Origin of the sequence: Dokdonella sp. (genome assembly GCF_036518555.1) — a bacterium.
Taxonomy (GTDB): Bacteria; Pseudomonadota; Gammaproteobacteria; order Xanthomonadales; family Rhodanobacteraceae; genus Dokdonella_A.
Genome location: NZ_DATDMY010000116.1, coordinates 1 through 24,003 on the forward strand (window position 1 = coordinate 1; position 24,003 = coordinate 24,003).

Annotated in this window: 18 protein-coding genes and 1 pseudogene; 4 read left to right on the top strand and 15 right to left on the bottom strand. The window is 69.8% G+C overall.

Annotation, left to right across the window (positions count from 1 at the left end; genetic code table 11):
• The first annotated feature begins 36 nt into the window (after positions 1 to 36).
• Positions 37 to 1,014 (top strand): EF-P lysine aminoacylase EpmA, encoded by a 978-nt coding sequence (epmA, locus tag VI238_RS07030; RefSeq protein ID WP_331649876.1) that lies wholly within the window; start codon positions 37 to 39, stop codon positions 1,012 to 1,014.
• Between the two features lie 36 nt (positions 1,015 to 1,050).
• Here epmA and VI238_RS07035 read toward each other — a convergent pair whose 3' ends face one another.
• From VI238_RS07035 to sbcB, 5 genes are all read right to left on the bottom strand, one after another.
• Positions 1,051 to 2,271 carry a DUF4785 domain-containing protein gene (locus VI238_RS07035; protein WP_331649878.1) on the bottom strand — a complete coding sequence of 407 codons (1,221 nt, stop codon included), beginning with the start codon at positions 2,269 to 2,271 and terminating at the stop codon, positions 1,051 to 1,053.
• Between the two features lie 10 nt (positions 2,272 to 2,281).
• Complete coding sequence (locus VI238_RS07040) at positions 2,282 to 3,142, bottom strand: hypothetical protein (protein ID WP_331649881.1); 861 nt, start codon at positions 3,140 to 3,142, stop codon at positions 2,282 to 2,284.
• Between the two features lie 223 nt (positions 3,143 to 3,365).
• Positions 3,366 to 4,523, bottom strand: a complete 1,158-nt coding sequence (locus VI238_RS07045; RefSeq protein ID WP_331649883.1) for an MFS transporter — start codon at positions 4,521 to 4,523, stop codon at positions 3,366 to 3,368.
• Between the two features lie 40 nt (positions 4,524 to 4,563).
• On the bottom strand, positions 4,564 to 5,250 hold the full coding sequence (locus tag VI238_RS07050; protein WP_414650034.1) for a DUF2461 domain-containing protein: 687 nt from the start codon (positions 5,248 to 5,250) through the stop codon (positions 4,564 to 4,566).
• Positions 5,251 to 5,308: 58 nt separating this feature from the next.
• Positions 5,309 to 6,736 carry an exodeoxyribonuclease I gene (sbcB, locus tag VI238_RS07055; RefSeq protein ID WP_331649887.1) on the bottom strand — a complete coding sequence of 476 codons (1,428 nt, stop codon included), beginning with the start codon at positions 6,734 to 6,736 and terminating at the stop codon, positions 5,309 to 5,311.
• 75 nt (positions 6,737 to 6,811) lie between these two features.
• Between sbcB and orn the strand changes: the two genes are divergently transcribed.
• On the top strand, positions 6,812 to 7,381 hold the full coding sequence (gene orn, locus VI238_RS07060; protein ID WP_331649889.1) for an oligoribonuclease: 570 nt from the start codon (positions 6,812 to 6,814) through the stop codon (positions 7,379 to 7,381).
• 168 nt (positions 7,382 to 7,549) lie between these two features.
• Here the strand turns inward: orn and VI238_RS07065 are convergent, their stop codons facing one another.
• The 7 genes from VI238_RS07065 to ppsA all read right to left on the bottom strand — a co-directional run bounded on the left by VI238_RS07065 (position 7,550) and on the right by ppsA (position 19,915).
• Positions 7,550 to 10,900, bottom strand: a complete 3,351-nt coding sequence (locus tag VI238_RS07065; protein WP_331649891.1) for an error-prone DNA polymerase — start codon at positions 10,898 to 10,900, stop codon at positions 7,550 to 7,552.
• A complete protein-coding gene (locus VI238_RS07070; protein WP_331649893.1) occupies positions 10,897 to 12,327 on the bottom strand; it encodes a DNA polymerase Y family protein in 1,431 nt (476 codons plus the stop codon). Before VI238_RS07070 ends, VI238_RS07065 begins: the two co-directional genes overlap by 4 nt.
• 15 nt (positions 12,328 to 12,342) lie before the next feature.
• Entirely contained in the window at positions 12,343 to 13,071 is a 729-nt protein-coding gene (gene imuA, locus VI238_RS07075) for a translesion DNA synthesis-associated protein ImuA (protein ID WP_331649895.1), read from the bottom strand.
• A 6-nt stretch (positions 13,072 to 13,077) separates the two neighbouring features.
• Complete coding sequence (lexA, locus tag VI238_RS07080) at positions 13,078 to 13,716, bottom strand: transcriptional repressor LexA (RefSeq protein WP_331649897.1); 639 nt, start codon at positions 13,714 to 13,716, stop codon at positions 13,078 to 13,080.
• A 41-nt stretch (positions 13,717 to 13,757) separates the two neighbouring features.
• Positions 13,758 to 14,585 carry a CHAD domain-containing protein gene (locus VI238_RS07085; protein WP_331649899.1) on the bottom strand — a complete coding sequence of 276 codons (828 nt, stop codon included), beginning with the start codon at positions 14,583 to 14,585 and terminating at the stop codon, positions 13,758 to 13,760.
• Positions 14,586 to 14,823: 238 nt separating this feature from the next.
• The gene (locus VI238_RS07090; protein WP_331649901.1) at positions 14,824 to 16,935 is read right to left on the bottom strand and encodes a M4 family metallopeptidase; all 2,112 of its coding nucleotides are present in this window, start codon (positions 16,933 to 16,935) and stop codon (positions 14,824 to 14,826) included.
• Between the two features lie 607 nt (positions 16,936 to 17,542).
• The gene (gene ppsA / locus VI238_RS07095) at positions 17,543 to 19,915 is read right to left on the bottom strand and encodes a phosphoenolpyruvate synthase (protein ID WP_331649903.1); all 2,373 of its coding nucleotides are present in this window, start codon (positions 19,913 to 19,915) and stop codon (positions 17,543 to 17,545) included.
• A 169-nt stretch (positions 19,916 to 20,084) separates the two neighbouring features.
• On the opposite strand from ppsA, the gene ppsR reads away from it, so the two are divergent.
• Entirely contained in the window at positions 20,085 to 20,900 is an 816-nt protein-coding gene (gene ppsR, locus VI238_RS07100) for a posphoenolpyruvate synthetase regulatory kinase/phosphorylase PpsR (protein WP_331649905.1), read from the top strand.
• A gap of 104 nt (positions 20,901 to 21,004) precedes the next feature.
• On the top strand, positions 21,005 to 22,243 hold the full coding sequence (locus tag VI238_RS07105) for a hypothetical protein (RefSeq protein WP_331649907.1): 1,239 nt from the start codon (positions 21,005 to 21,007) through the stop codon (positions 22,241 to 22,243).
• A 4-nt stretch (positions 22,244 to 22,247) separates the two neighbouring features.
• On the opposite strand, the gene VI238_RS07110 is transcribed toward VI238_RS07105, so the two are convergent.
• From VI238_RS07110 to VI238_RS07120, 3 genes and pseudogenes are all read right to left on the bottom strand, one after another.
• Positions 22,248 to 22,892, bottom strand: a complete 645-nt coding sequence (locus VI238_RS07110) for a response regulator transcription factor (protein ID WP_331649909.1) — start codon at positions 22,890 to 22,892, stop codon at positions 22,248 to 22,250.
• Entirely contained in the window at positions 22,889 to 23,665 is a 777-nt protein-coding gene (locus VI238_RS07115; protein WP_331649911.1) for a sensor histidine kinase, read from the bottom strand. Before VI238_RS07115 ends, VI238_RS07110 begins: the two co-directional genes overlap by 4 nt.
• Positions 23,662 to 24,003 (bottom strand): annotated as a pseudogene (locus VI238_RS07120) (hypothetical protein); the annotation flags it as partial. The gene VI238_RS07115 and the pseudogene VI238_RS07120, both read right to left, overlap by 4 nt.

Below are 24,003 nucleotides of genomic sequence, written 5' to 3' on the forward strand. Positions count from 1 at the left end.
ACACTGCGTGGTCGTGCCGCCCGGACGCCATCGACCATGAACGCCACCACCCACCGCGACGATGCGCGCAGGATCGCCGCGCTGAGGCTGCGTGCCGCGTTGTACGCGTGCATCCGCGCGTTCTTCGACGCGCGCGGCGTACTGGAGGTCGAGACGCCGATCCTCGGCAGCAGCGGCAACACCGAGCCGAACATCGAGAGTTTCTGCACGCGCTTTTCCGGCAGTGCCGGCGCGGGCGCGCCCGAGCGCTGGCTGCGCACGTCCCCGGAGTTCGCGCTCAAACGCCTGCTCGCCGGCGGCGTCGGCGACTGCTACGAGCTCGGCCGCGTGTTCCGCAACGGCGAGGCGGGGCGGCGCCACAATCCCGAATTCACGATGCTCGAGTGGTATCGCGTCGGCTGGGACCATCGACGCCTCGTCGACGAGACCGTCGAGCTCGTGCAGGCGGCGCTCGCGCTCACGGCTCGTTCCGCCGGCGTCGTGCGCTGCTCCTACCGCGACCTGTTCCTGCACGGCGTCGGCGTCGATCCGTTCACGGCGACGCTCGACGCGCTGCGCGCGCCGCTCGCGGACGTGCGCATCGACGGCGCGGGCATGACGCGCGACGACTGGCTCGATTTGCTGCTCACCCATCGCCTGCAGCCGGCGTTTCCGCGCGGCCGCATCACGGTCGTGTACGACTTCCCGCCGAGCCAGGCCGCGCTTGCGCGCATCCGCGCCGATGCGCCGCCGGTCGCCGAGCGCTTCGAGCTGTATCTCGGTCCGTACGAGCTCGCGAACGGCTATCACGAACTCACCGACGCGTTCGAGCAGCGTGCTCGCTTCGAGCGCGACAACGCGCGCCGGCGTGAACGCGGGCAGCGCGAGATGCCGCTCGACGAACCCCTGCTCGGCGCATTGCCTGCGATGCCCCCGTGCGCGGGCGTCGCGCTCGGCATCGAACGGTTGCTCATGTGCCTCGCCGGTAGCGATGAAATCCGCGACGTCCTCGCGTTCGACTTCGCCGACGCCTGAAGGCGCGGCCGCCGCGCACGCGGCGGCCGCGCGTGCTCAACGCCAGGCGACGGCGCGCTCGCGCCGCTCCTGCAGGCTCATGTCGGCCTGGTTCACCAGGCGCAGGTCGCGCACTTCCCAGGGTGCACGCAGTGCACCCGCGCTGCTGTCGTAACGCAGCTCGAGCCGGCCACGACCGGCTTCCATCCACGCCGCCGACTGCGCCATCGCCGCCGGATGCAGCGCGCCGTCCGCACCCGTGCCGTACAGCACGGCGGAGACGCCGTAGCGGCTCGCGACGCGGGCCTCGATGCCGACGCCGAGCACGACACCGCCACGGTCGGCGCGCACGACGCTGCCGTCGAATCGCGCGACCGGCAGGCTGACGGCGAACGCGGTCTTCGCGTCGCGTGGCGTAGCGAGGATACCGGCGGCGACACCGAACGCATGCACTTCCCAGAGGCCTTGCCCGCCCGCGTGCGCGACCTCGGGCTTCACGTCGGCGACGTAGCTGCCGTCGCGCTGGCGCACGAAGTCGACGGCCTGGCTCGAGCCATCGGGCGCGCTGACGAGGCCGCCGAGCCGTGCAAGGGCGGCGGCGCCCTGCAGCGTCGCCCGCACGCGCAGCGATTCGCCACCGGCGATGCCATCCCGTTCGGCCACCAGCGCGAGTACGAGCATGCTCCGTGGCTCGAACACGTGCACGAGGTAACTTCCGCGCGCGGTCGGCACCGCGAGTTCGAGGTCGCCCGTGACAGTGTCGGCGAGCCGCAGCACGGTACTCCCCTGCGGTACGTCCATGCCGGCGGCGCGCAAGGCATCGGCATCGGCGGCGTCGCGGATCGCGGCGGCGTTGTCGAGACGACGTCCGTCGATGCGCAACTGGACATCCGAGGTCGCAACCGCGGCACCGGCGTCGGCGCCGTGGGGGCTGACGCGCACGACGGCGCCGGGTGCGCTCAGCGGGAGGCGGACGCCGCGCTGCAGATCGCCCGCCGTCGCGTCGATCCAGTACTCGCGGCTCTCGGCGACATGCGCACGCGGGCGCGCATCGAGGGCCTGGGTCGGCTCGAGCGCCCACGACAGCGCGACCGGCGCGCGGTCGAGGTTGGCGGTATCGGACCGCGCCGACGTCAACAGGCGAGGTGCGACGAGGTCGCCCGGTTGCTGCGCGATCAGCTGCATCGCTTCGTCCGCAGCTGCGGGAGCGGCGATGCCGGCCGCAAGGACCGTCAGCGCGACGACGAGGAGGAATGAACGGTGCTGTGCCTTGGGCATGGTCGTCTCCTCAGAGGTCGTTGCGCAGGATGGTGTCGAGGCCGAAGCACGCGCGCCGGCTCTGGTTGTGGCTCAGCGGTTCGCCGCCGGCCATGCGCGCGGTGTCGTAGAACCACACGCGTCCCGCGGCGGCGGCGCTGCTGCACTCGATGAAGCCGTCCGAGCAGCTGTTCAGCCATGCCTGCGTGATCTCGAGGCCGACGTTGAGCGAGTAGCCGCCGCAGTAGCTGTCCCCGTCCCACACCGCGGTCTCGACATCGCTGCCGATCACGTCCCAGAACCCCTTCGGCAGCGCCGGCCGGCCGCTCGTGCCGTACAGGTAGTTCTGGTTGTAGTAGGCCATCCAGCTCGTCTGCTGTTGGCGCACGGCATCGCTCTGGTAGCCGAGCAGCCAGCCGACCGCGTTCTCGAACACGTTACCGGCGATGACCGCATTCGCGAGCGGCGTGCCGGCGCTCGACGGGGCGAGCGCATTGACCCAGCGGATCCTGCCGATGATCGCGGGATAGCGACTGTCGTAGGTCGGGTTGGACAGGATCCAGCGCATGACGTTGCCGCCGTTCGAGTGCGTGATGACGACGAGGTCCGTGATGCCGCGGCTGTTGATGAAGTTCGTGAGCTGGGTGGCGAGGCAGCCGGCCGCTCGGCTGTCCCACATGTACTGGTCGAAGTCGCAGTTGATGACGACGTAGTTGGCCTGGTTGACGAGGCCCTGGCGCACCGAGTTGACCATCGTCGGTTGCCAGTAGTCGTTGTAGGCGTCGGTCTGGTGGCCCGTGCCATGGACGAACGCGACCCCGGTCGTGGCGGTGGCCGCGTGCGCGGTCGTGGCGGCTGCAGCGAGCAGCAGCGCAAAGGCGATACGCAACATCTCTCCCTCCCGGGCCGCGCGATGGCGCGGCCGATGCGGGCCCACGGCGTTCGTGCCGGAACGCGTCCCTGCAGCCGTCAGCGAAGCGGCCGGAGCATGAGTCGGAAAGCACGCGCCGACGGAATCTCCCCATTCCGTACGGTCACGTATTGACGACGGTATCCCTGTGGAAACGAGGCGTCAATTTGCGGGTGCAGCATGGCTGGCGCGGAGCAAGCGTCGTTCAGGGGGCGGGTCGCGCGCGCAAGGCGAGCGCGCAGATCAGTGCTGCCAGCGCGGCGATACCACCGGAGACGAGGAAGGCCGTGCGTCCGCCATCGACGGGCCAGAGGGCACCGGCGAGCCACGCGCCGAGCACGCCGCCGCCACCCGACGAGAAGCCGTAGAACACGCCCTGGGCATGACCGTTCATGCGCCCCGGGAAGTACGCCGCGAGCAGCTGCATGCAGGCGGCGAACAACGCGGCGAAATTCAGCGCATGGGTCGCTTGCGCGAGCACCATGAGCGGCACGTTCTCCGGCAGCAGTGCGGTGACGCACCAGCGCAGCGCCGCGGACACGAGCGCGACGAGCAGGACCGTGCGCGCGTCCCAACGACCGAAGATGCGCGCGGAGGCGAAGAACAGCGCGATCTCGACCGCAACGCCGATCGCCCAGTACGCGCCGAGCGACGACGGCCGGTAGCCGTGCTGTTCGAGGTAGATCGAGAAGAACGTGTAGTACGGGCCGAACGACATCTGTGCGAGCAGGGTGACCGCGAAGAACGCCAGCACGTCCGGTCGCTTCAGTCGCTCGCGGAAACCGTGCTCGCCGCCGGCGACGACGGCTGCGGTCGGGCCGTAGTCGTTGGCGAAACTGCTCGCGAGCAGGCCGACGAACAGCGGCAGCATGAGCCAGGGCAACCAGCGGACGGAGACATGGTCGAACACGACGCCGAAACCGGCGACGACGACGATGAAACCGATCGACCCCCATACGCGGATGGCGCCGTAGCGCTCGCTGCGCGCACCCAGGTGCGACAGCGTGAGCGCCTCGAATTGCGGCATGACCGCGTTCCAGGAAAAGCAGAACGCGATCATCGCGACGAGCAGGCCCCGGAAGTCGAGCGGAAACAGGAACGGCACGAAACTCGCGAGCGCGATCGCGCAGCCGATGCGCAGCCAGTGCGCCGGTGCCGACGAACGCGCTGCGAGCCAGCTCCAGCTGCTCGGCGCGATGATGCGCGTGCCGTACCAGAGGCTCATGAGCACGCTGATCGCGGCAACGTCCTGGCCGCGCGCCTTGAGGAACAGGCTCCAGTACGGCGAGAACGCGCCGAGCGCCGCGTAGTAGGCGAAATAGAAACTTGCGAGGCGGCGCGTCGGCACCGGTTCGGGCGTCATGCGCCGCGGTCCGTGCCGGGGTGGCGGTCGTCGGGAAGCATCAGAATTCGAGCTCGACCGCGGCGCACAGGTAATCGATCATCGGCGCGATGCGACGGTAGACGTCGACCACGTGCGGCAGCAGCTCGTCGGAGCATGCGAGCGCGTCGTCGAACGATTGTCCGGCCGCGTGGTTCCTGCGCTTGAGGTCGTCGAGCAGTTCATGCGCGGGATCGACGCCGCGAGGCGGCCGCGAGAGGCTGTCGCCGTAAAACTCGAACCGCTCGCGGAACGCCTTCGCGTGCGTCGCCTTCTTCCATGCGGCCGGGTTGGCTTCGAGGAACGCGCGGATCCTCTTCAGCGTCGCCGGCTCCGGGTGCCAGATGCCGCCACCCGCAAAACAGTCGCCGGGCTGGATGTGCAGGTAGAACGACGGCGCCTCGATCTCGCGACGGCGTTCGTGCGCGAAGCGGGCGCCGGCCCAGGTCTTGTACGGCGTCTTGTCGTTGGCGAAGCGCGTGTCGCGATGGATGCGGAACAGCGAGCCGCCTTGCGGCCGCGGATCCGCGACGTAGTGCGGGCTGATCTTCGCGAGCGGCGCCTCGATGTCGGCGATGAAGCGGAGGAAAGGGCCGCGCAGTGCGTCCTCGTAGCGCGATTTGTTCGCAGCGAACCAGGCGCGGTTGTTGTTGCGCGCGAGATCGCGCAGGAACTTGAAGGTCGCGGCGGAAAAGTAGGTCGTAGCCAAGGCGGGCATCGCGGAATGGAATGCGCCATTGTAGGGACATGACGGCCGGCGGCGCAGGTCAGAGTTCGCGCCCCCAGGCTTCGAGCGCGTCGAGCAGTGGCACGTGCGCCGCGGGGAGATCGGGTGCCGCCCGCAGGCGCGCGATCGTCGCGAAATACTGCTCGCGCGTGAGCGCGGTGATCGGCGTCGCGGTGTCGAGGCGTCGGCGCCGGAAGCCTTCCCAGCGTTCGTGCTCGACCGCATCGAGGGTCTCGGGCCAGTTGCGCGCGCGATAGCGGAACAGCAGCTCCGGATAGCGCGGGTCGCGGAACGGGAACGCGCGCGCTCCGAGCTGCTCGGGCGGCGTCTCGCGTACCGCGCGGAACAGGCGCTTGTCCGCATCGGACGGAAAACCGTCGTAGAGCGCGAGTTCCGGGTCGCTCGCCGCCGCCGGGGCGCGCGCGGCCGCGAACACGCGCTGCAGCTTCGCGGCGAGGCCCTCGGCCGTGCGCAGGCGCGCCAGGTGTGCCTGCGCGCGCTCGGGATCGAGTGCGACGCGCGCGAGATCGACGCCCTTGAGCACGCCGAGCGGCGCGAGCGCGGGCGAGCGGTTGGCATGGATCGCCTTGAGCGGGATGCGCTCGATGCCTTCGGGAAGATCCGCGCGCGGCGTGAAGACGCGATCGGCGATCTCGTCGGCGTCGAGCTGCAGCAGCGCTCCGGGGTCGGCATCGAGGTCGTACGCGATCACCGCGTTCGGCTGGGTCGGGTGCTCGGCGAGCGGCGCGATGATCGCGATGCAGCCGCGGCTGGCCGGGTAGCGCGACGACACGTGCAGCAGCGGGGTCATGCGTGCGACGTCGAGCAGCTCGAACGCGCGCTGCTTGCGTCGCAGCGCGAAATAGAACTCCCACAGGCGCGGTTGGCGCACGCGCAATAGGCGCGCGAGCCCGATGAGCGCCTCGACGTCCGATACCGCGTCGTGCGCGCGCGCCTGCGCGATGCGGTTGGCGCCAGCGAGGTGCTCGAGGCGGAAGCTCGGCGAGCCGTCCTCGCGCCGAGGCCACTCGATGCCGTCCGGGCGCAGCGCGTAGCTCATGCGTGCGAGGTCGATGAGGTCCCAGCGCGAATTGCCGTCCTTCCATTCGCGCTCGTAGGGATCGTGGAAGTTGCGGTAGAGCAGGTTGCGCGTGAACTCGTCGTCGAAGCGCAGCGAGTTGTAGCCGACGTTGCACGTCCCGGGTTCCGACATCTGCTCGTTGACGCGTGCGGCGAACTCCGCTTCGACGACGCCGTCGCGCTGCATGCGCTGTGGCGTGATGCCCGTGATGAGGCAGGCTTCCGGGTGCGGGAGCACGTCGGACGCGGGGCGGCAATAGAACGAGACCGGCTCGCCGACGGGTTCGAGGTCGAGCGTGGTGCGGATCGCGGCGAACTGGGCGGGGCGGTCGCGGCGCGGGTCGGCACCGGTGGTTTCGTAGTCGTGCCAGAGGAAGGTCTGCGTCATCGACCGAGCATAGCGCAGGGTTTCCTCCCGGCGAGGGCTTGCTAGACTGCAGCACGGGCCCCCAGGAAACCGTGCATGCGAACGCCGGACGAGAACAACCTGATCTGGATCGACCTGGAAATGACCGGGCTCGACCCGGACCACGACTCGATCCTGGAGATCGCGACCATCGTCACCGACAAGGACCTCAATGTCCTCGCGGAAGGTCCGGAATTCGCGATCCAGCATCCGCTCGAGCGGCTGCAGGCGATGGACGACTGGAACCGCAACCAGCACCGCAAGTCGGGCCTGTGGCAGCGCGTGCTCGATTCGCGCATCGACCTCGCGACCGCGGAGGCGCTGACGATGGAGTTCCTCGTGCAGTGGGTGCCGCCGGGCAAGTCGCCGATGTGCGGCAACTCGATCTGCCAGGACCGGCGCTTCCTTCATCGGCTCATGCCACGCGTCGAGCGCTTTTTCCATTACCGCAACCTCGACGTGTCGACGATCAAGGAACTCGCGCGGCGCTGGGCGCCGGAAGTCAGCCGTGGGTTCACGAAGGATTCCGCGCATACCGCGCTCAGCGACGTGCGCGATTCGATCGCCGAGCTGTGCTACTACCGGCCGTTCATGGGGCGGATCGCCGGCACCCTCGAAGCGCCGTGACGCTCGGCGTTTCTGTGCTGCGCGTGCATGTCGACGCCGGCTCCGGTTGGAGGCGACGCTGCAGCGGGCCGAACGCGCACGGGCGGTGGTCGCCGGGAGAATTCGTCGCCCGTGCCGACGCCTCGGCGCGCTGTCGCGAGGCGTGCAATTCGCCGTGACGCGCGGGCGTCAATGGAAATCGCGCGAGGCGAAGCCGAGTTCCGACAACAGCGGGCTGTAGTCGTACAGCCGCTTCGCGATCAGGTGATGCACGCCTTCGCTCGCCTCGAGCACGCCGTCGACGGCCATCACGGTCGCTTCGAGCAGTACGCGGTGCTGGCGTTCGGCGAGGGCACGCCAGACGACGACGTTGACGATTCCGGTTTCGTCCTCGAGTGTGACGAAGGTGACGCCTTTCGCCGTGCCCGGATGCTGGCGCACGGTGACGAGGCCGGCGCAGCGCAGGCTGCGGCCACGATTGGCTGCGTCCTTCGTGACATGGGCCGGCGAAACGCGACGGCGCGACAACTCGCTGCGCACGAGTGCGAGCGGGTGCGCGGCCAGCGACAGCCCGAGTGTCGCGTAGTCGGTCATTACGTCCTCGCGCATCGACGGCTCGCGAAGTTCGACCGCTCGTTCGCGCACTTTCGCCGTCGCGAGCACCGGCAACGGCACTTCGGCACCGGCGCTGTCCCAGCGCGCGCGGTAGCGATGCCCGCTGAGCGCGTGCAGCGCGCCCGCATCGGCGAGCCGCGCGCGCTCGGCCGGGGCGAGGTGCGCGCGCCGGGTTATGTCGTCGACGTCGACGAACGGCTGGCAGCGACGTGCGGCGACGAGGCGCTCGGCGAGTTCCTGCGTCATGCCGCGGACCTGGCGCAGGCCGAGGCGCAATCCGACCGCATCCGCCGCCGGCGCCACGGCCGACTTCGGCAGCGGTTCGAGCGAGCAATCCCACTCGCTCGCGGTCACGTCGACCGACAACACGCGCACGCCGTGCGCGCGTGCATCCTGGACCAGTTGCGAAGGCTGGTAGAAACCCATCGGCTGCGAGTTCAGCAAGGCACAGGTGAATGCGGCCGGATGATGGTGCTTGAGCCATGACGAGGCCCAGGCGAGCAAGGCGAAGCTCGCCGCGTGCGATTCCGGGAAACCGTATTCGCCGAACCCCTGGATCTGCTGGAAGATCCGTTCGAAATACGATTCTTCGTAACCGCGAGCGATCATGCCGTCGTGGATGCGATCGCGAAAATGGCCGAGCCCGCCGCGGCGCTTCCAGGCCGCCATCGCACGCCGAAGCTGGTCTGCCTCGCCGGGCGTGAAGCCGGCGACGACCTGGATGAGCTTCATGACCTGTTCCTGGAAGATCGGCACGCCGAGGGTGCGTTCGAGCACGGCCCTGACCGCGGAATCGCCGCGGCCGGCCTCGCGTTCGCTGCGCGATTGCGGATAGCTGACGGCTTCCTGGCCCTTCCGCCGCCGCAGGTAGGGATGGACCATGTCGCCCTGGATCGGGCCGGGACGGACGATCGCGACTTCGACGACGAGGTCGTAGAACGCGCGCGGCCGCAGGCGCGGCAGCATCGACATCTGCGCGCGCGACTCGATCTGGAACACGCCGACCGTGTCGGCTTCGCAGATCATGTCGTACACCGCATCGATGCGGCCGTCGCCGCGGTCCTTGCCCTGCGGGATGTCGTGCAGAGAGGGCCGCTCGCCGTGGTACGGATGCGTCCACAAGCCGTGCGCGTGCAGCAGGTCGAGGCATTTGCGGATGCAGGTGAGCATGCCGAGCGCGAGCACGTCGACCTTGAGCAGGCGCATCTCCTCGAGGTCGTCCTTGTCCCACTGGATGATCGTGCGTTCCGGCATCGCCGCGTTCTCGACCGGCACGAGGTGGTGCAGCGGTCGTTCGGAAATGACGAAGCCGCCGACGTGCTGCGACAGGTGGCGCGGAAAGCCGCGCAATTCGCCCGCGAGCGCGAACAGCTTCTGCAGCGTGCGGCTGGACGGATCGAAGCCGCGCTCGCGCAACACGCTTTCGAACGGCTGTCCGCTGCGGATGCGCGAGAACATGCCGCTGAGGACGTCGAGCTGGTCGTCGGGCACGCCGAGCGCGCGGCCGACGTCGCGGATCGCGCTCTTGCTGCGATAGCTGATCACGGTCGCAGCGAGCGCGGCGCGTTCGCGCCCGTACTTGCCGAAGATGTGCTGGATCACTTCCTCGCGGCGTTCGTGTTCGAAGTCGACGTCGATGTCGGGCGGCTCGTTGCGCTCCTCGGACAGGAAGCGTTCGAACAGCAGGTTGCCGTTGCCGGGATCGACGGCAGTGATCCCGAGGCAGTAGCACACCGCCGAGTTGGCGGAGGAACCGCGGCCCTGGCACAGGATCGGTGGATCCTGCGCGCGCGCCCACGCGACGATTTCCTCGACGGTCAGGAAGAAATGCTCGTAGCCGAGCTTTTCGATGAGCGCGAGTTCCTTCTCGACCTGCACGCGTACGGACGCGGGCACTCCGCCCGGCCATCGCTTTGCCGCACCGTCCCGGGTGCGCGCGCGCAGATGGGTGATCGCGTCGAGCCCCGCCGGCACGAGTTCGTGCGGGTAGCGATAATCGAGCTTGCGCAGGTCGAAGTCGCAACGCCCGGCGATGCGCAGCGTTTCGGCGAGCAGCTCCGGCGGATACAGCGCGGCGAGATCGTCGACGCGACGCAGGTGTCGCTCGCCATTCGGAAACAGCGCGTGCCCGGCCTCGGCGACGGTGCAGCCGAGGCGGATCGCGGTCATCACGTCCTGCAGGGCGCGTCGCCGACGTACGTGCATGTGCACCTCGCCGGCAGCGACGGGCGTGAGCGCATGGCGGGCGGCGAGCGCGTACAGCCGCTCGAAACGCACGTCTTCGCCGTCGTGGTGCCGTTCGATCGCGAGCCAGGCGCGGCCGCGGAAATGACGCGCGACCCATGCGGCGTGTTCCTCGTCCTGCGTCGCGTCGCCGCGAGGAACCCACAGCACGAGCACGCCGTTGCCGAGCCGTTCGGCGTCGGCGCGCATGAGCCGGTACTCGCCCTTCGCGCTGCGCCGACGCCCGGCCGTGATCAAGCGGCACAGGTCGCTGTAGCCGTCGTCGTTCGCGACGAGCAGCACGAGGCGCGGGCCGTCCGCGAGCCGCACCTCGCTGCCGACGATGAGCTTGACGCCCGTTTCTTCCGCGGCCTGCAGCGCGCGCACGATGCCGGCGAGCGAGCATTCGTCGGTGATCGCGAGCGCGGCATAGCCGAGCTTCTTCGCACGCTCGAACAACTCGATCGCGCTCGATGCGCCGCGCTGGAACGAAAAGTTCGACAGGCAATGCAGTTCGGCATAGCGTGGCTTCGCCGCGTCCGCGCGCGGATGCGGCGCTGCGTCGGCGTCCGCGGCGGGGCGGCGGCGCAGTTTGTGCAATCCGCTGCGTGGATCGTCGGCGATCGGATCGACGCCGGGCAGTCCCGGCTCGAGCGGTGCGCGCAGGCGACGGCGCTTCGGCGGGCGCGGTGGTGCGTTCACGCGAACCAGCCTTGCAGGGTCCATGGCGCATCGCGGTCTGGCGCTCGCCCCGTCTCGACGAACGCCCAGGCGCGCTGGCCGCTGCACGTCTCGATGACATAGTAGTCGCGGCGTTGATCGCCCTCGTCCCACCAGCCGCTTTCGATGCGCTCGGGACCGGCCAGCACGCGCGTCGGCCGTCCGCGCAGGGGCAGCGGCCGGCGCAACAGCCAGAACGGGCGTTGCATCGACGTCGCGGCGGAAGCAGGGTGCTGCATGGAGAGGGGCACGAAGCGCCAGGCGCGATCGGGACGATGGTCGGCCACGCAGGCGAGACCCTGCAGCGCCGCATCGCCGAGGCGCGCGCGCAGGCGCTCGACCAGCGCGGGCCAGTCGAGCTGTTCACGGCGATCCGTCTCGAACAGGTCACGATGCAGCGGGCACAGCGGCGGCAGGTCGTCGGCCCGCAGGGCGAGCGCGTGCACGGGAGCGACGAGTTCGACGCGCTCGAGTCGCGCACGCGCGAGTTCTAACAACGAGGCAGCGTCCCGTTGCGGCGCGAGCAGACCGATGTCGATGCGCGTATGCGCGTCACGCTCGTGGCCGAGCTCGATGGCGAAGCGTTGCACGCCGCCGTCGCGCGCGACGAGGAACTGCGCGAACTCGCGCACGAGGCGCTGCAGCGGAAACGCGAGCGCCGTGTGCGATTCGATGCCGTAGCCGAACTCGATGCGGCGCGCGTAGCGTTGCGGTGGCTGCCAGCGCGGCAGGGTCTCCGCGACGAGGCCGCGCATGCGGTCGAGATGGACGAGGGCGGGCTGGCCAATGCGCCGCCCGAGTTCCGCGCGCGGCAGGCGGAACAGGTCGCCGAGCGTGCGCATGCCCATGCCGTGCACGGCCGCGACGATCCTCGGATCGAGGCCGCTCGCGACGAGCGGAGCCGCATCGAGCGCGAGCGGCAACTGCGTGGGCGCGGGCAGCGCGATCGCAGGCCGGCAGGCCGCGAACACGCGAGCGGCGGTCGCGGTCGGCGCGGCAGCAAGCGTGCAGGCATGGCCGAGCCGCTCGATGTCCACACGCATCCGACGTTCGAGCGCGGGCCAGCCGCCGAACAGCTTCAGGCTCGCGCCGACCTCGAGGAACAGCGCATCGGGTCCGGCGATGCTGACGTCGGCGCTGTAGCGATAGGCATGGTCGGCGAGCGATGCGAGGGCCTGTCGCTCGGCCGCTTCATCCCGTGGCGTGGCGACGAGGCCCGGACAGAGCAGCTGTGCGCTCGCGAGTGGCTGCTGCGCACGAACGCCGGTCTTGCCGGCAGCCGCATTCGCGAGCACGACATGGCGTCGCTGCTGCGGGCCGTCGACGACCGCCTGCGGCCGATCGACCGGCACATCGGAATGGAGCGCCTCCAGCGCCAGCCGGGGGTAATGCAGGCAGACCCAGAACACGCATGCCTCGATGCATCAGGCGCGCAGCCCGAGCGCGTGCGACTGTTCGCCGAAGCGGCCGCGGCATTTGAGGATCTCGAGGCGCGGCTCCGTTTCGCCGCGCTCGAGCCGCAGCCGCAATGCCGCGGGACTCGCTTCATGCGCGGCGGACAGCGGGCGGAACACGAAACCGAAGGTGCCGCCGGTCTCCGCGGCGAGTTGCAGTCGACGCAACTGGCGATAATCGCAGCGCGGCAGCCAGTTCAACACCGCGCCGCAACACCCCGCGCGCAGGCATTGCTCGGCGGTCCAGTGCGTATCGGATGCGGTCGCGTCGATATGCACGAGCTGCGCGAGGTCGACGCCGGCCGCGGCGAGGGCCGGTGCATAAGGAATGTACGGCGGCGCCACCAGCACGACGCGCCGGCGTGCCTGGGTCAGGGTCGCGAGCGCGGGCAGCAACAGGCTGCATTCGCCGAGGCCGTCCTCGGCGACGAGGATCTCGCTGAGCGCCCCGCGTGGCCAGCCACCCCCCGGGAGCAATGCGTCGAGTTCGGCGAGGCCGGTCGGGAGCGTGTCGCTGCGCGGGGCCCTGGCCGCTCCACGGCGCCAGATGCCCGGGTGGCGCAGCACGTCGGCGAGCGCCGTTTCGTCGCGGCGCGTGGGCGCGGCAGCGGCGCGCGGTGGCACCGGAACGACAGGCGGCGCGAAGAGCGGACAGTCGCCGGTGTTCGCTACGGTTTCGGAAATAGTCGTCGTGAACATGCCGGGTCATCCGTGGCGGGGGCGGTCGGAGGGAGCGGGGCGGATCAGGCCGACGTACACGCCCTCGATCGCGAACACATGCCGCTCGGGGTCGACGTCGATCGGCGCGAAATCCACATTCGCAGGCAACAGGCGGATGCGGTCGCCGCGCTGTTCGAGCTGCTTGACGGTGACCTCGTCGTCGAGTCGCGCGACGACGATGCGGCCGTGCGCGGCCGTCGGCGTGCGGTGCACGGCGATGAGGTCGCCATCGAGGATGCCGGCATCGCGCATGCTGAGGCCGACGACGCGAAGCAGGTAATCGGCGCGCGGACGGAACAGGCCCGGATCGACGCCGTGTTCCGCTTCGATATTTTCCGCGGCGAGGATGGGGCTGCCGGCGGCAACCCGGCCGACGAGGGGAAGCCAGGTTGCCGCCGGCGCCCGCAAGCGAGACGGGAGGCGCAGGCCGCGGTGATGCGGCGATCGTTCGATGGCGCCCTTGCGGACCAGCGCCTCTACATAATCCTGCGCTGAACTATGGCTTGCAAGCCCCAGATTCTCCGCGATTTCGCGCAGGCTCGGTGCGCAGCCGTGGCGCTCGAAATGCTGCCGGATGCAGTCGAGTACGCGGCGCTGGTTGGCGGTCAGGCGCAGATCGTCCATGGCGCGAATGTACGTACATTTGTACGGTAGCGCAAGCGCCTTCAGGCTTCGTCCGGCGGGGCCGCCATTCTGGCCATGTGCTCCGCGATGCGGGTGCGCAGTCGCGCCAGGTCCTGGTTCGCCCAGTGGCGCAACCGGCCGCGATCGGCAGGCGCGAACGGCGATCTCCGACCGCAATGGGCGCCGAGCAGGGTGCAGTCCTGGGCTTGGCCGAGCAGTTCCGCCAGGCGCTTGTCGTGCGTGTCCATCCCCGCGCTCGCATCCCCGAGCGCGCGTCGCTGCTGCGAGAGGCGTCGCACGCGCCTGCGCCAGCGGTGCCAGTCGTCGGCATCGTTGCTGCCTGCCACCGCCGCGCGGGCCGCGTCGGCGCGCGCGCGACCGTGCAGCAGGGCGGCGTCCGTGTCGGACGCGTCGATCCGGTCCCACGGCAGTCCCTGCAGTGCGGCCAGCAGGGTCCGGAGCATCGCTCGCCGATTCTCCAGGCCGGGGTCGATGGCCAGCACCTTGCGCGTGCACGCGACCCGGGCACGGGCCGCCGCACGCTGCGCCCGGTGCAACAGCGCCGTCGCCTCGGCGTCCTGTGCGTGCCTCGCGAGCAGGGGTTCGAGCGTGCCCGCGAGCGCATGCGCATCGCGCAGCTTCGACAGGCCGCGAATGACTTCGCGCAGCGCGCGTTCGACCAGGCGTGCGCCCGGGCCGAGTCGCGCCGAAGCGAGCGCGAGCGTGGCCCGCACGCGGCGCATGGACTTGCGCGCCTGGTGCACCCCGGCATGCACGCGGGGACCGCGCCAGGCGAGGCAGGCGATCGCATGCGCGAGTTCGGCGCCGGCGTAATCGTGCAGCCGCGCACCGATGTCCGTGGTTTCCATCCTGCCCTCGAACGGAAGCGACGCGGACAGCATAGCGATTCCCCCCTGGTTGGTCGCCCAATCGATCGGCCTCGGCGCGACGCGGGCCCGGTCGAATCCCGCCGCCGAACCGCCGTCGTGCCGGCGGGGCGTGGTCGCATCGCCTCCGGCATCGTCGGAAAAAAAGACCCCGGCACGAGGCCGGGGTCGGAGTGTCGCAGGTACGCCGACGTGCGGCGGACCGTCGTACGACGCGTCGTTATGGCGTGATCGTGCCCTTCAACGAGACGCCCGAGTACGCCGCGTAGGCACGCACGTTGACGTAGTACGTGCCGGCCGTCGGCGCGTTGAACGTGCAGGTCTCGCTGTTGCCGGAAAGGTACGGACGGCAGTCGTAGCTCGACGTGTTCGGCGCGCTGCCGCGACGGACGTACATGTCGGCATCGCCCGTGCCGCCGGAGATCGTGAACACGACCTTCGTCTGGCCCGACGGAACGACGAGCGTGTAGTTCGGCGAGGTCGTGCCCGTGGCCTGCGATGCGAGCGCGACCGGCACGCCACTCGTGAGCACCGTACCGCCGCCGCCGCCGCCACCGGTGCTGTAGCTGCCGGTGAGGCTCATGCCGGAGAACGTGCTGTAGGCGTGGACGAGCACGTAGTACTTGCCGGTCTGCGCGGTCGTGATGTTGCAGGTCTCGTTGTTGCCGGAGACCCACGAGCGGCAGTCGTAGCTCGAGGTCGTCGGCGCGGAACCGAACTTCACGTAAAGATCCGCGTCACCCGAGCCGCCCGAGGTGACGAACTTGAGGCCGGTCGCGCCCGACGGCACGTCGAGCGTGTACAGCTTGTCGCTGCCGGTCGAACCGGAGATGCCGGTCACCGCGACGCCGTTGGTGAGCGGAGTCGGCGTACCGCCGCCGCCACCGCCGCCGCCGTTGCAGCTCACGCCGACCGCGGCGAACGCGGCCGTGACGTCGGCCTTGACGAAGCCGAGGTCGGTCGCGGCGGTTTCCACGCCGCACGCACCGCTGTTGAACGTGCTCGACGGCGTCCAGTACAGGCTGTTCGCGCGCGCGAACGACTTGAATGCCTTGACCGTATCCCAGCCGGACGTCTTGGCGAGCGTGCAGAACGCCTTGTTGTAGACGCCCGAGGAGTAGTGCACGTCGAGCGAACTGGTGTAGTTCGCGGCGTTGTCGATCGAGGCGCCGTCCTGGGTCGGATTGCACATGTAGCGCAGCGCACCCGACGCCTTGAAGATCTCGGGACCGACGAGGAAGTCGTTGCTGCCCTTCCAGTAGTACTCGGTCGCCTCGCCGCCCATGTCCGAGAACGCCTCGTTCATGCCGCCGGACTGGCCGGAATAGGTGAGGTTGGAGTGCTGTTCGGTGAAGCCGTGCGAGACCTCGTGGCCGGCGACGTCCACGCTCACGAGCGGATAGAACGTGCTCGCGCCGTCGCCGAAGCTCATGGTCGAGCCATCCCAGAACGCATTCTCGTAGCTCGAGCTGTAGTGCGTGCGCATGACGAGCTGGAACGTGAGCGCCTTGACGCCCATGTACGCGTTGTACATGTTCTGGATCACGCCGCCGAAGTAGTGTGCGTCGTTCAGCGGCGAGTAGGCGCCGTTGATCGTCTTCACCGTGTTGCGCGGGCAGGTGTAGGAGAACGCGGTCGTGCTCGACGTGCCGCCGTTGAGGTTCACCGTCTTGACGTCGGTGTTGTTCATCGTGCAGGTCGAACCGCTCTGCGCGACGTCGAGGTAGCCGTAGCGGCCGCCCGAGCCCCACTCGTACTGACCCGTCTTGGCGTTGCCGCCCGGGCCGGTGCCGATGGCCGACGTGGTGAGGCCGTCCCAGCGCTTGAGCACATTGCCGCTCTGCGCGTCGACGATCACGAACGGACGGCGCGGCTCGCCACCGCCGACCTTGTCGGCGAAGAACGAGACCACGTAGACGAGCTGGGCGTAGCCCTTGTCGTCGACGTAGATCATCTCGCGCGATTCCTCGCGCTCGGTCCGCACGTTGCGGCCGATGCGTTCGCCCGCCTTCGCGACCGCGAGTGCGTTCGCCGCCGTCAGCCTGGCCGTCGCACTGCCGAGGTCGGCTGCGAGGCCGTTGACCTGGCGGCCGAACAGCCCGAGCACTTCGCCCTTGCCGTTCTCGGAGACGACGACGTGCTCGCCCCAGACCGGGATGCCGCGAAACGTCTGCTGGTAGCGGAAATGGCGCGTGCCGTCGGCCTCGTCGACGACCGCGATCTGCTCGAGTGCCGAGCCGCTCTCGAGACCGAGCATCTCGGCATGGCGTTCGTCGGGGCGTGCGGCGGCACCCATGCCGGCGACCGCCGTGGCGTAGGTCGAATTCAACACCTTCGTATCGGCCCCGTGCACGTCCACGACGGTGGCGGCGGAAGCGGAAGCAGCGAACATCGCAAGAAACAACGGTGACAGCGTAACTGCCGCCGACAGGCGGCGCGTCGTCTTGATCACAGATTGACTCCCCAGCAGATGACGGATGGTTTGGTGCCGCCGGAGCGGCGCGGATACCACGGGCCATCGGGGAGATCGCGTGCGCACAGGCACGCACACGGGATACGCACGCAGGAGCAGGCGTCCCTCACGCCCGGCCCGGATACACGAGATCTTTCCCCAAAGACCGCGCCTGCGGCCCCTCTCTGAACCCAGGCGCGGACGGCACCCTAGCAGTGCGAGTGGCGAAAGTAATGCTGCGCGGCAGCGTAGACACGGCGACGGCTCGCGCGCGCATGGCATGGAGAGCGGGATCGTCGTCGATGCCGCCATGCGGTGCGCACGCTCGCGCCGTCGAAACGGCCTCGTCGCCGGATCTTGCGATGCCCGATGCGTTGGCGTGCGAGGCCGACCCTTCGGCGCAGACGATGCTGCGCCGAGAGCGGCGTGCGGTCGGCCGCGGCGAACCGCGGCGATCAAGTCGAGCGACGTCGGCGCTCGGGCGACGTCACTTCGCCTTGTGCTTCGCGAGCTTGAGCCAGGTGTCGACGACGGTGTCCGGGTTCAGCGACACCGACTCGATGCCCTGGTCCATCAGCCACTCGGCGAGATCCGGATGATCGCTCGGGCCCTGGCCGCAGATGCCGACGTACTTGCCCTTCGCGCGCGCGGTGCTGATGGCCATCGCGAGCATCTTCTTGACCGCCGGATCGCGCTCGTCGAACAGGTTGGCGACGATGCCGGAGTCGCGATCGAGGCCGAGCGTGAGCTGGGTGAGGTCGTTCGAGCCGATCGAATAGCCGTCGAAGATCTCGAGGAACTCTTCGGCGAGCAGCGCGTTCGACGGCACCTCGCACATCATGATGATCTTGAGGCCGTCCTTGCCCTGCTCGAGGCCGTTCTTCCTCAACACTTCGATCACCTTGCGGCCTTCCTCGAGCGTGCGCACGAACGGGATCATGACCCACGCGTTGGCGAGGCCCATCGTCTCGCGCACCTTCTTCATCGCGCGGCACTCGAGCGCGAACGCGTCGGCGAAGCTCGGGTCGACGTAGCGGCTCGCGCCGCGGAAGCCGATCATCGGGTTCTCCTCGTGCGGCTCGTAGCGCTTGCCGCCGATGAGGTTCGCGTACTCGTTCGACTTGAAGTCGGACAGGCGCACGATGACCGGGTTCGGCGCGAACGCGGCGGTGATCGTCGCGATGCCTTCGGCCAGGCGGTCGACGTAGAAGTCCACCGGGCTCGCGTAGCCGGCGCTGCGTTCGTCGATCTGCCGCCTGGTGTCGGCGTCCTGCTTGTCGTATTCGAGCAGCGCCTTCGGGTGCACCGCGATGTGGCTCGCGATGATCATCTCGAGGCGGGCGAGGCCGACGCCCGCATTCGGCAGCATCGCGAAATCGAACGCGCGCTCCGGGTTGGCGACGTTCATCATGATCTTCAGCGGCGCCGGCGGCATCGCGCCGAGGTCGGCCGTTACGCGGTCGAATTCGAGGCGGCCCTCGTAGATGAAGCCGGTGTCGCCCTCGGCGCACGAGATCGTCACGTCCTGGCCGTCTGTAATCGCGTCGAGTGCGTTGCCGGTGCCGACCACCGCAGGGACGCCGAGTTCGCGCGCGATGATCGCCGCGTGGCAGGTGCGACCGCCGCGGTTGGTGACGATCGCGGCGGCGCGCTTCATCACCGGTTCCCAGTCGGGATCGGTCATGTCGGCGACGAGCACGTCGCCGGGCTCGACCCGGTTCATGTCCTTGATCGAGCGGATCACGCGCGCCTTGCCGGCACCGATCTTCTGGCCGATCGAGCGGCCTTCCGCGAGCACCTTGCCGCGCGTCTTCAGCTGGAAGCGCTCGATCTGCGTTGCGCGCGCACGCGACTTCACGGTCTCCGGGCGCGCCTGCAGGATGTAGATCTTGCCGGTGTGGCCGTCCTTGCCCCACTCGATGTCCATCGGGCGGCCGTAGTGCTCCTCGATCACGAGCGCCTGCTTCGCGAGCGCGTGCACGTCGTCGTCCGTGATGCAGAAGCGCGCGCGGTCGGCCGCCGGCGTTTCCTCGATCGTCACGCGCTCGCCGGGCTTGCCCGAGTAGACCATGCGCTGCTGCTTCGAGCCGATCTGCCGGCGCAGGATCGCCGGCTTGCCCTGCGCGAGGGTCGGTTTGTAGACGTAGAACTCGTCCGGGTTGACCGCACCCTGCACGACCATCTCGCCGAGGCCGTAGCTCGCGGTGACGAACACCGCGTCGCGGAAGCCCGACTCGGTGTCGAGCGTGAACAGCACGCCCGAGGCGCCGACGTCGGAGCGCACCATGAGCTGCACGCCGGCCGAGAGGAACACGTCCTCGTGCTTGAAGCCATGATGCACGCGGTAGGCGATCGCGCGGTCGTTGTAGAGCGAGGCGAAGACTTCCTTGACCTTGTGCAGTACGTCCTCGATGCCCGAAACGTTGAGGAACGTCTCCTGCTGGCCCGCGAACGACGCGTCGGGGAGGTCTTCCGCGGTCGCCGACGAGCGCACGGCGACCGCGATGTCGCTGGCGCCGGCGTCCTTGCAGAGCCTCGCGTAGGCCTCGCGGATCGCCTGGTCGAGATCGGCCGGGAGCGCGGTGTCGACGATCCAGCCGCGGATCTCGGTACCGGCCGCCACGAGCGCGTCGACGTCCTCGACGTCGAGCGCGGCGAGGCGGTCCTGGATGCGGCGCGCGAGGCCGCTCTCCTCGAGGTAGGCCTGGTAGGCCTGCGCGGTCGTCGCGAAGCCGCCGGGCACCGATACGCCGAGCTGGGCGAGGTTGCCGATCATTTCGCCGAGCGAGGCGTTCTTGCCGCCGACCTTGCCGAGATCGGACATGCGCAGCTCATCGAGCCAAAGGACCAGGTCGCTCAAGGGGATACTCCGTGGGAAGAGAGGGCCGCATTGCGGCAGCGCGCAATTTTCGGGCTTTGGCGCGGTCGGGGCAAGCCGCAACGCCGGCGCGGCGCGCGGGCGCGGCGGGGCAGCGGAATCGACGCCCGCTTCCCGTAGACTCGCCCGGCCACGACGTCCCGGGAACCCCATGCGCCGCACGATCTTCTACATCTCCGACGGCACCGGCATCACGGCCGAGACGATCGGCCACAGCGTGCTCACCCAGTTCGATTCGGTCGAGTTCGACACCTTCCGCATTCCGTTCGTCGACGACGAGGACAAGGCGCGCGCGGCGACCGTGCGCATCCGCACCGCGTACGCGCAGAGCGGCGCGCGGCCGATCGTCGTCAATACGATCATGGACCAGAAGCTCAGCGACATCGTCGCCGAGAGCGGCGCGCTCATGCTCGACGTGTTCGCTCCGTTCCTCGGCCCGCTCGAGGCGGAACTGGGCACGATGCGATCTTCGCGCGTCGGCAAGGCGCACGGACTGACCGACTTCACCGAATACGAGGCGCGCATCAACGCGACCAACTACGCGCTGAGCCACGACGACGGCATCGACGTCAACTATGCCGACGCCGACGTCATCCTCGTCGGCGTTTCGCGCGTCGGCAAGACGCCGACCTGCCTGTACATGGCGCTGCACTACGGCGTGCGCGCGGCGAACTATCCGCTCACGGAAGAGGATCTGGAGCGGCTCGAGCTGCCGCGGCGACTGCTTCCGCACCGTTCGCGGCTGTACGGCCTCACGATCGAACCGCAGCGCCTCGCCCAGGTGCGGCAGGCGCGCCGCCCGGGCAGCCGATACGCCGAAATCAAGCAATGCCGCTGGGAACTCGAGCAGGCCGACAAGCTGTTTCGCCGCGATGCGATCCCGGTGCAGAACACCACGCACACCTCGATCGAGGAGATCGCCAGCAAGATCCTCGCCGAACTCGGCATCGAGAAGCACATGTTCTGACCCGACAGGCGCGCGCGCGGGCACGAGGCGCGGCTGCACGCCCCTGAGGCGAATCACCCAGGCGCGTCTTGACGTGGCCGGGAAGGGAGGCGCTAATCGGTGCCATGAACAGCATCCGGCCCGCGATCCTCCGGGGCGCGCTCGTCGCCGCCATCGACATGGGCGCGCTCGGCACATCACTCGCGGCCGAGCGCGACCTGCTCGTGAACCCGGCGGCCCAGCCCGGCGACGAAGCGGGCATCGGGGTGGCCGGCGCCGCCGCGCAGGTCGCCACCGGCGCGCCCGGCGAAGCGGCCGCGCGCGGCGCCGCCTACGTCTTCGATTGTTCGGGGGCGGCGTGCGCGACGCCGCAGCGCATCGCACCGGGCGACCTTGCCGAAGGCGATCGTTTCGGTGCCGCACTCGCGATGTCGGGCGACACGCTGGCCATCGCAGCGACCGGCGCATCGCCGGGCGCGGTCTACGTCTACGTGCATGTCGGTGGCGTCTGGATGCAGCAGGCGCGCATCGCGCCCGCCGGCGTCGCGGGCGAACGCTTCGGCATCGCGCTCGCACTCGACGGCGATACGCTCGTCGTCGGCGCCGATCGTGCCGATGCGCGCGCGGGCGCCGCCTACGCGTTCGTGCGCATCGGTACGGGCTGGGCGCAGGCCGCCCGGCTGACGCCGCTCGATGCGCACGCGGGCGACGCGTTCGGACGTTCGGTCGCGATCGACGCGGGTACCATCCTCGTCGGCGCGCCGCTGGCCCCCGGCGCGGGCGCGGGCAGCTTCGCGCGCGGCGCCGTTTATGCGTTCGTCGGCGGCGGCTCGAACTGGACTCAGCAGGCGCGCCTGGCGCCCTCGTCGCTCGCCGACGGCGACTCGTTCGGACTCGCCGTCTCGTTGAGCGGCGATCGCGCCGCGATCGGCGCGCCGATGGCGCAGGCGCGTGCCGGCAGCGCCTACGTGTTCGAGCGCAGCGGTTCCGCGTGGAGCGAGCGCGCACGCCTCGTGCCGACCCCGGCTGCCGCCGGCGACCGGTTCGGCTGGTCGGTCGCGATCGAGGGAACGGCCGCGCTGGTCGGTGCGCCGTACGCGTGGGGTGGCTGCGGTCGCGCGACCCTGTATCGCACGACGAACGGATCGAACTGGTTCGCGACGACGGACGCGGATGTCGCCGTTCCGCTGCCGGAGACGCTCGCCGGCTGGGGTGTTTCGATCGACGGCGCGCGTTGGATGATCGCGGCGCCCGGCTACGCGGCCGGCGCCGAGCATCGTGGTGCGGCCTACCGCTTCGGCGGCGGCGACGCCGTGTTCTCCGACGGCTTCGAGCCCTCGGCGCTGGTCGACGCCTGCAACTGATGCTTCAGTCGAGCAGGCGGTGGCGCACCGCGTAGCGGATGAGTTCGGCCGTGTTGCGCACCTCGAGCTTGTCGAGCACGCGGAAGCGATGGTTCTCCGCGGTCTTGGTCGACGTACCGAGCTTGCGGGCGATCTCCTTCGTCGTCAGCCCCTCGGCGATCAGGTGGAATACCTCTCGCTCGCGCGTCGTGAGATCGCGATAGGGATCGGCGAGCGCCTGCCCGGGGCTGTGCACCTGGCGCGCGAGCACGGCGGACGCATGCGTGCCGAAGTAACCGCGCCCCGCGGCGAGCGAACGCACGGCCTTGAGCAGCTCGCCGGACGCGCTGTCCTTGAGCAGGAATCCCGAGGCGCCAGCCCGCACGACGTGCAGCACGTACTCCTCCTCGGCGTGCATGGTCAGGACGAGGATGCGTGCCGATTCGAGTTCGCGCGTGAGGCGCCGCACGACTTCGATGCCGTTGAGGCGGGGCATCGATATGTCGAGCACGACCACGTCCGGACGCAGTCGCAACGCGAGTTCGACCGTCTCGATGCCGTCCGACGCCTGCGCGACGACCTGGCAATCGCCGCTCGCGTCGATCAGCGCGACCAGCCCGTCGCGCAGGATCGTGTGGTCGTCGGCGACCAGTACGCGGATCGTCTTCATGCCGCCATCCCGCCGGCGATGGGCAGCGACGCGCGCAACTGGAATCCTTCTCCCGCGCGCGAGGACAGCACGAGGTCGCCACCGAACAGGCGCACGCGCTCGCCGATGCTGGCGAGGCCGGTACTCTCGCCGCTGCGCGACTTGTCGAGCGCCGCATCGACGTCGCAACCGATGCCGTCGTCGACGACGAGCAGCTGCAAACGGTCTCCCCGAGCCGCGAGGCGCAGCACGACGTTGCGCGCGCGCGCGTGCTTGTGCGCGTTCGTCAGCGCTTCCTGGGCGACGCGGAACACGAGGGTGGCGAGGCTCTCGTCGATCTCCGGCAGCGTCCCGACGTCCACTTCGATCGCGCACGCATCGCTGCCGGCCTGTCGCGCGAGCCAGCGCAGCGCGGCGTCGAGGCCGAGATCGTCGAGGACCTGCGGGCGCAGCAGGCGCGACATCGCGCGGGTCTCCTCGACCGCGATCTCGCACAATGCGATCGCCTCGCGCAGGGCCGCGCTGTCGGTGCGCTCGGCCGCGAGTGCGTCGAGGCGGTGGCGCAATGCGGTCAGGTGCTGGCCGATGCCGTCGTGCAGGTCGCGCGCGAGGCGTCGCCGTTCGTCTTCCTGCACGCGCCAGACCGAGCGCGCGAGGTGGCGGAAGTGCTGCTCGCTCGATTGCAGTTGCGCGAACAGTTGCTCCTGCTGCTCGCGCATGCGTGCAAGCACCTCGCGCATGTCGGGTGCCGGCGCCTCGAACAGCGGTGGCACGCGCCGCGGGCGGTCGCTCATCGCGCGACCTCCGTTTCGAGCGCGAGCGAACGCGCGAGCGAGGCGAGCGCCTCGCGGCTCGCCGGCGGGGCGTTCGCGAGCACGCGCGCATACGCCGAGCGCGCCTCGCGTCGCGCTTCGTCCGCGGGCGCGCCGGTCATGTAGCGGGCGGCGAGGGCGTGGATCGCGAACGCGCGCGCGTAGGCGGGCAGCCGTGCGAGCAGCGCGCGCGCCTCGCGCCACGTCGTCGCGGGGTCCTTGCCGCCGAGTTCGAGTTCCGCTTCGGCCAGCCGCAGCCGCAACGGTACGCTCGCGTACTGCGTCGCGTCGCCGCGCGCCTGGGCCAGCTCGCGCGACGC

Coding starts and splice junctions, on each gene's coding strand:
- epmA (WP_331649876.1), top strand. CDS start 37: ATGAACGCCACCACCCACCGCGACGATGCGCGCAGGATCGCCGCGCTG.
- VI238_RS07035 (WP_331649878.1), bottom strand. CDS start 2,271: ATGCCCAAGGCACAGCACCGTTCATTCCTCCTCGTCGTCGCGCTGACG.
- VI238_RS07040 (WP_331649881.1), bottom strand. CDS start 3,142: ATGTTGCGTATCGCCTTTGCGCTGCTGCTCGCTGCAGCCGCCACGACC.
- VI238_RS07045 (WP_331649883.1), bottom strand. CDS start 4,523: ATGACGCCCGAACCGGTGCCGACGCGCCGCCTCGCAAGTTTCTATTTC.
- sbcB (WP_331649887.1), bottom strand. CDS start 6,736: ATGACGCAGACCTTCCTCTGGCACGACTACGAAACCACCGGTGCCGAC.
- orn (WP_331649889.1), top strand. CDS start 6,812: ATGCGAACGCCGGACGAGAACAACCTGATCTGGATCGACCTGGAAATG.
- imuA (WP_331649895.1), bottom strand. CDS start 13,071: ATGTTCACGACGACTATTTCCGAAACCGTAGCGAACACCGGCGACTGT.
- lexA (WP_331649897.1), bottom strand. CDS start 13,716: ATGGACGATCTGCGCCTGACCGCCAACCAGCGCCGCGTACTCGACTGC.
- VI238_RS07085 (WP_331649899.1), bottom strand. CDS start 14,585: ATGGAAACCACGGACATCGGTGCGCGGCTGCACGATTACGCCGGCGCC.
- ppsR (WP_331649905.1), top strand. CDS start 20,085: ATGCGCCGCACGATCTTCTACATCTCCGACGGCACCGGCATCACGGCC.
- VI238_RS07105 (WP_331649907.1), top strand. CDS start 21,005: ATGAACAGCATCCGGCCCGCGATCCTCCGGGGCGCGCTCGTCGCCGCC.
- VI238_RS07110 (WP_331649909.1), bottom strand. CDS start 22,892: ATGAAGACGATCCGCGTACTGGTCGCCGACGACCACACGATCCTGCGC.
- VI238_RS07115 (WP_331649911.1), bottom strand. CDS start 23,665: ATGAGCGACCGCCCGCGGCGCGTGCCACCGCTGTTCGAGGCGCCGGCA.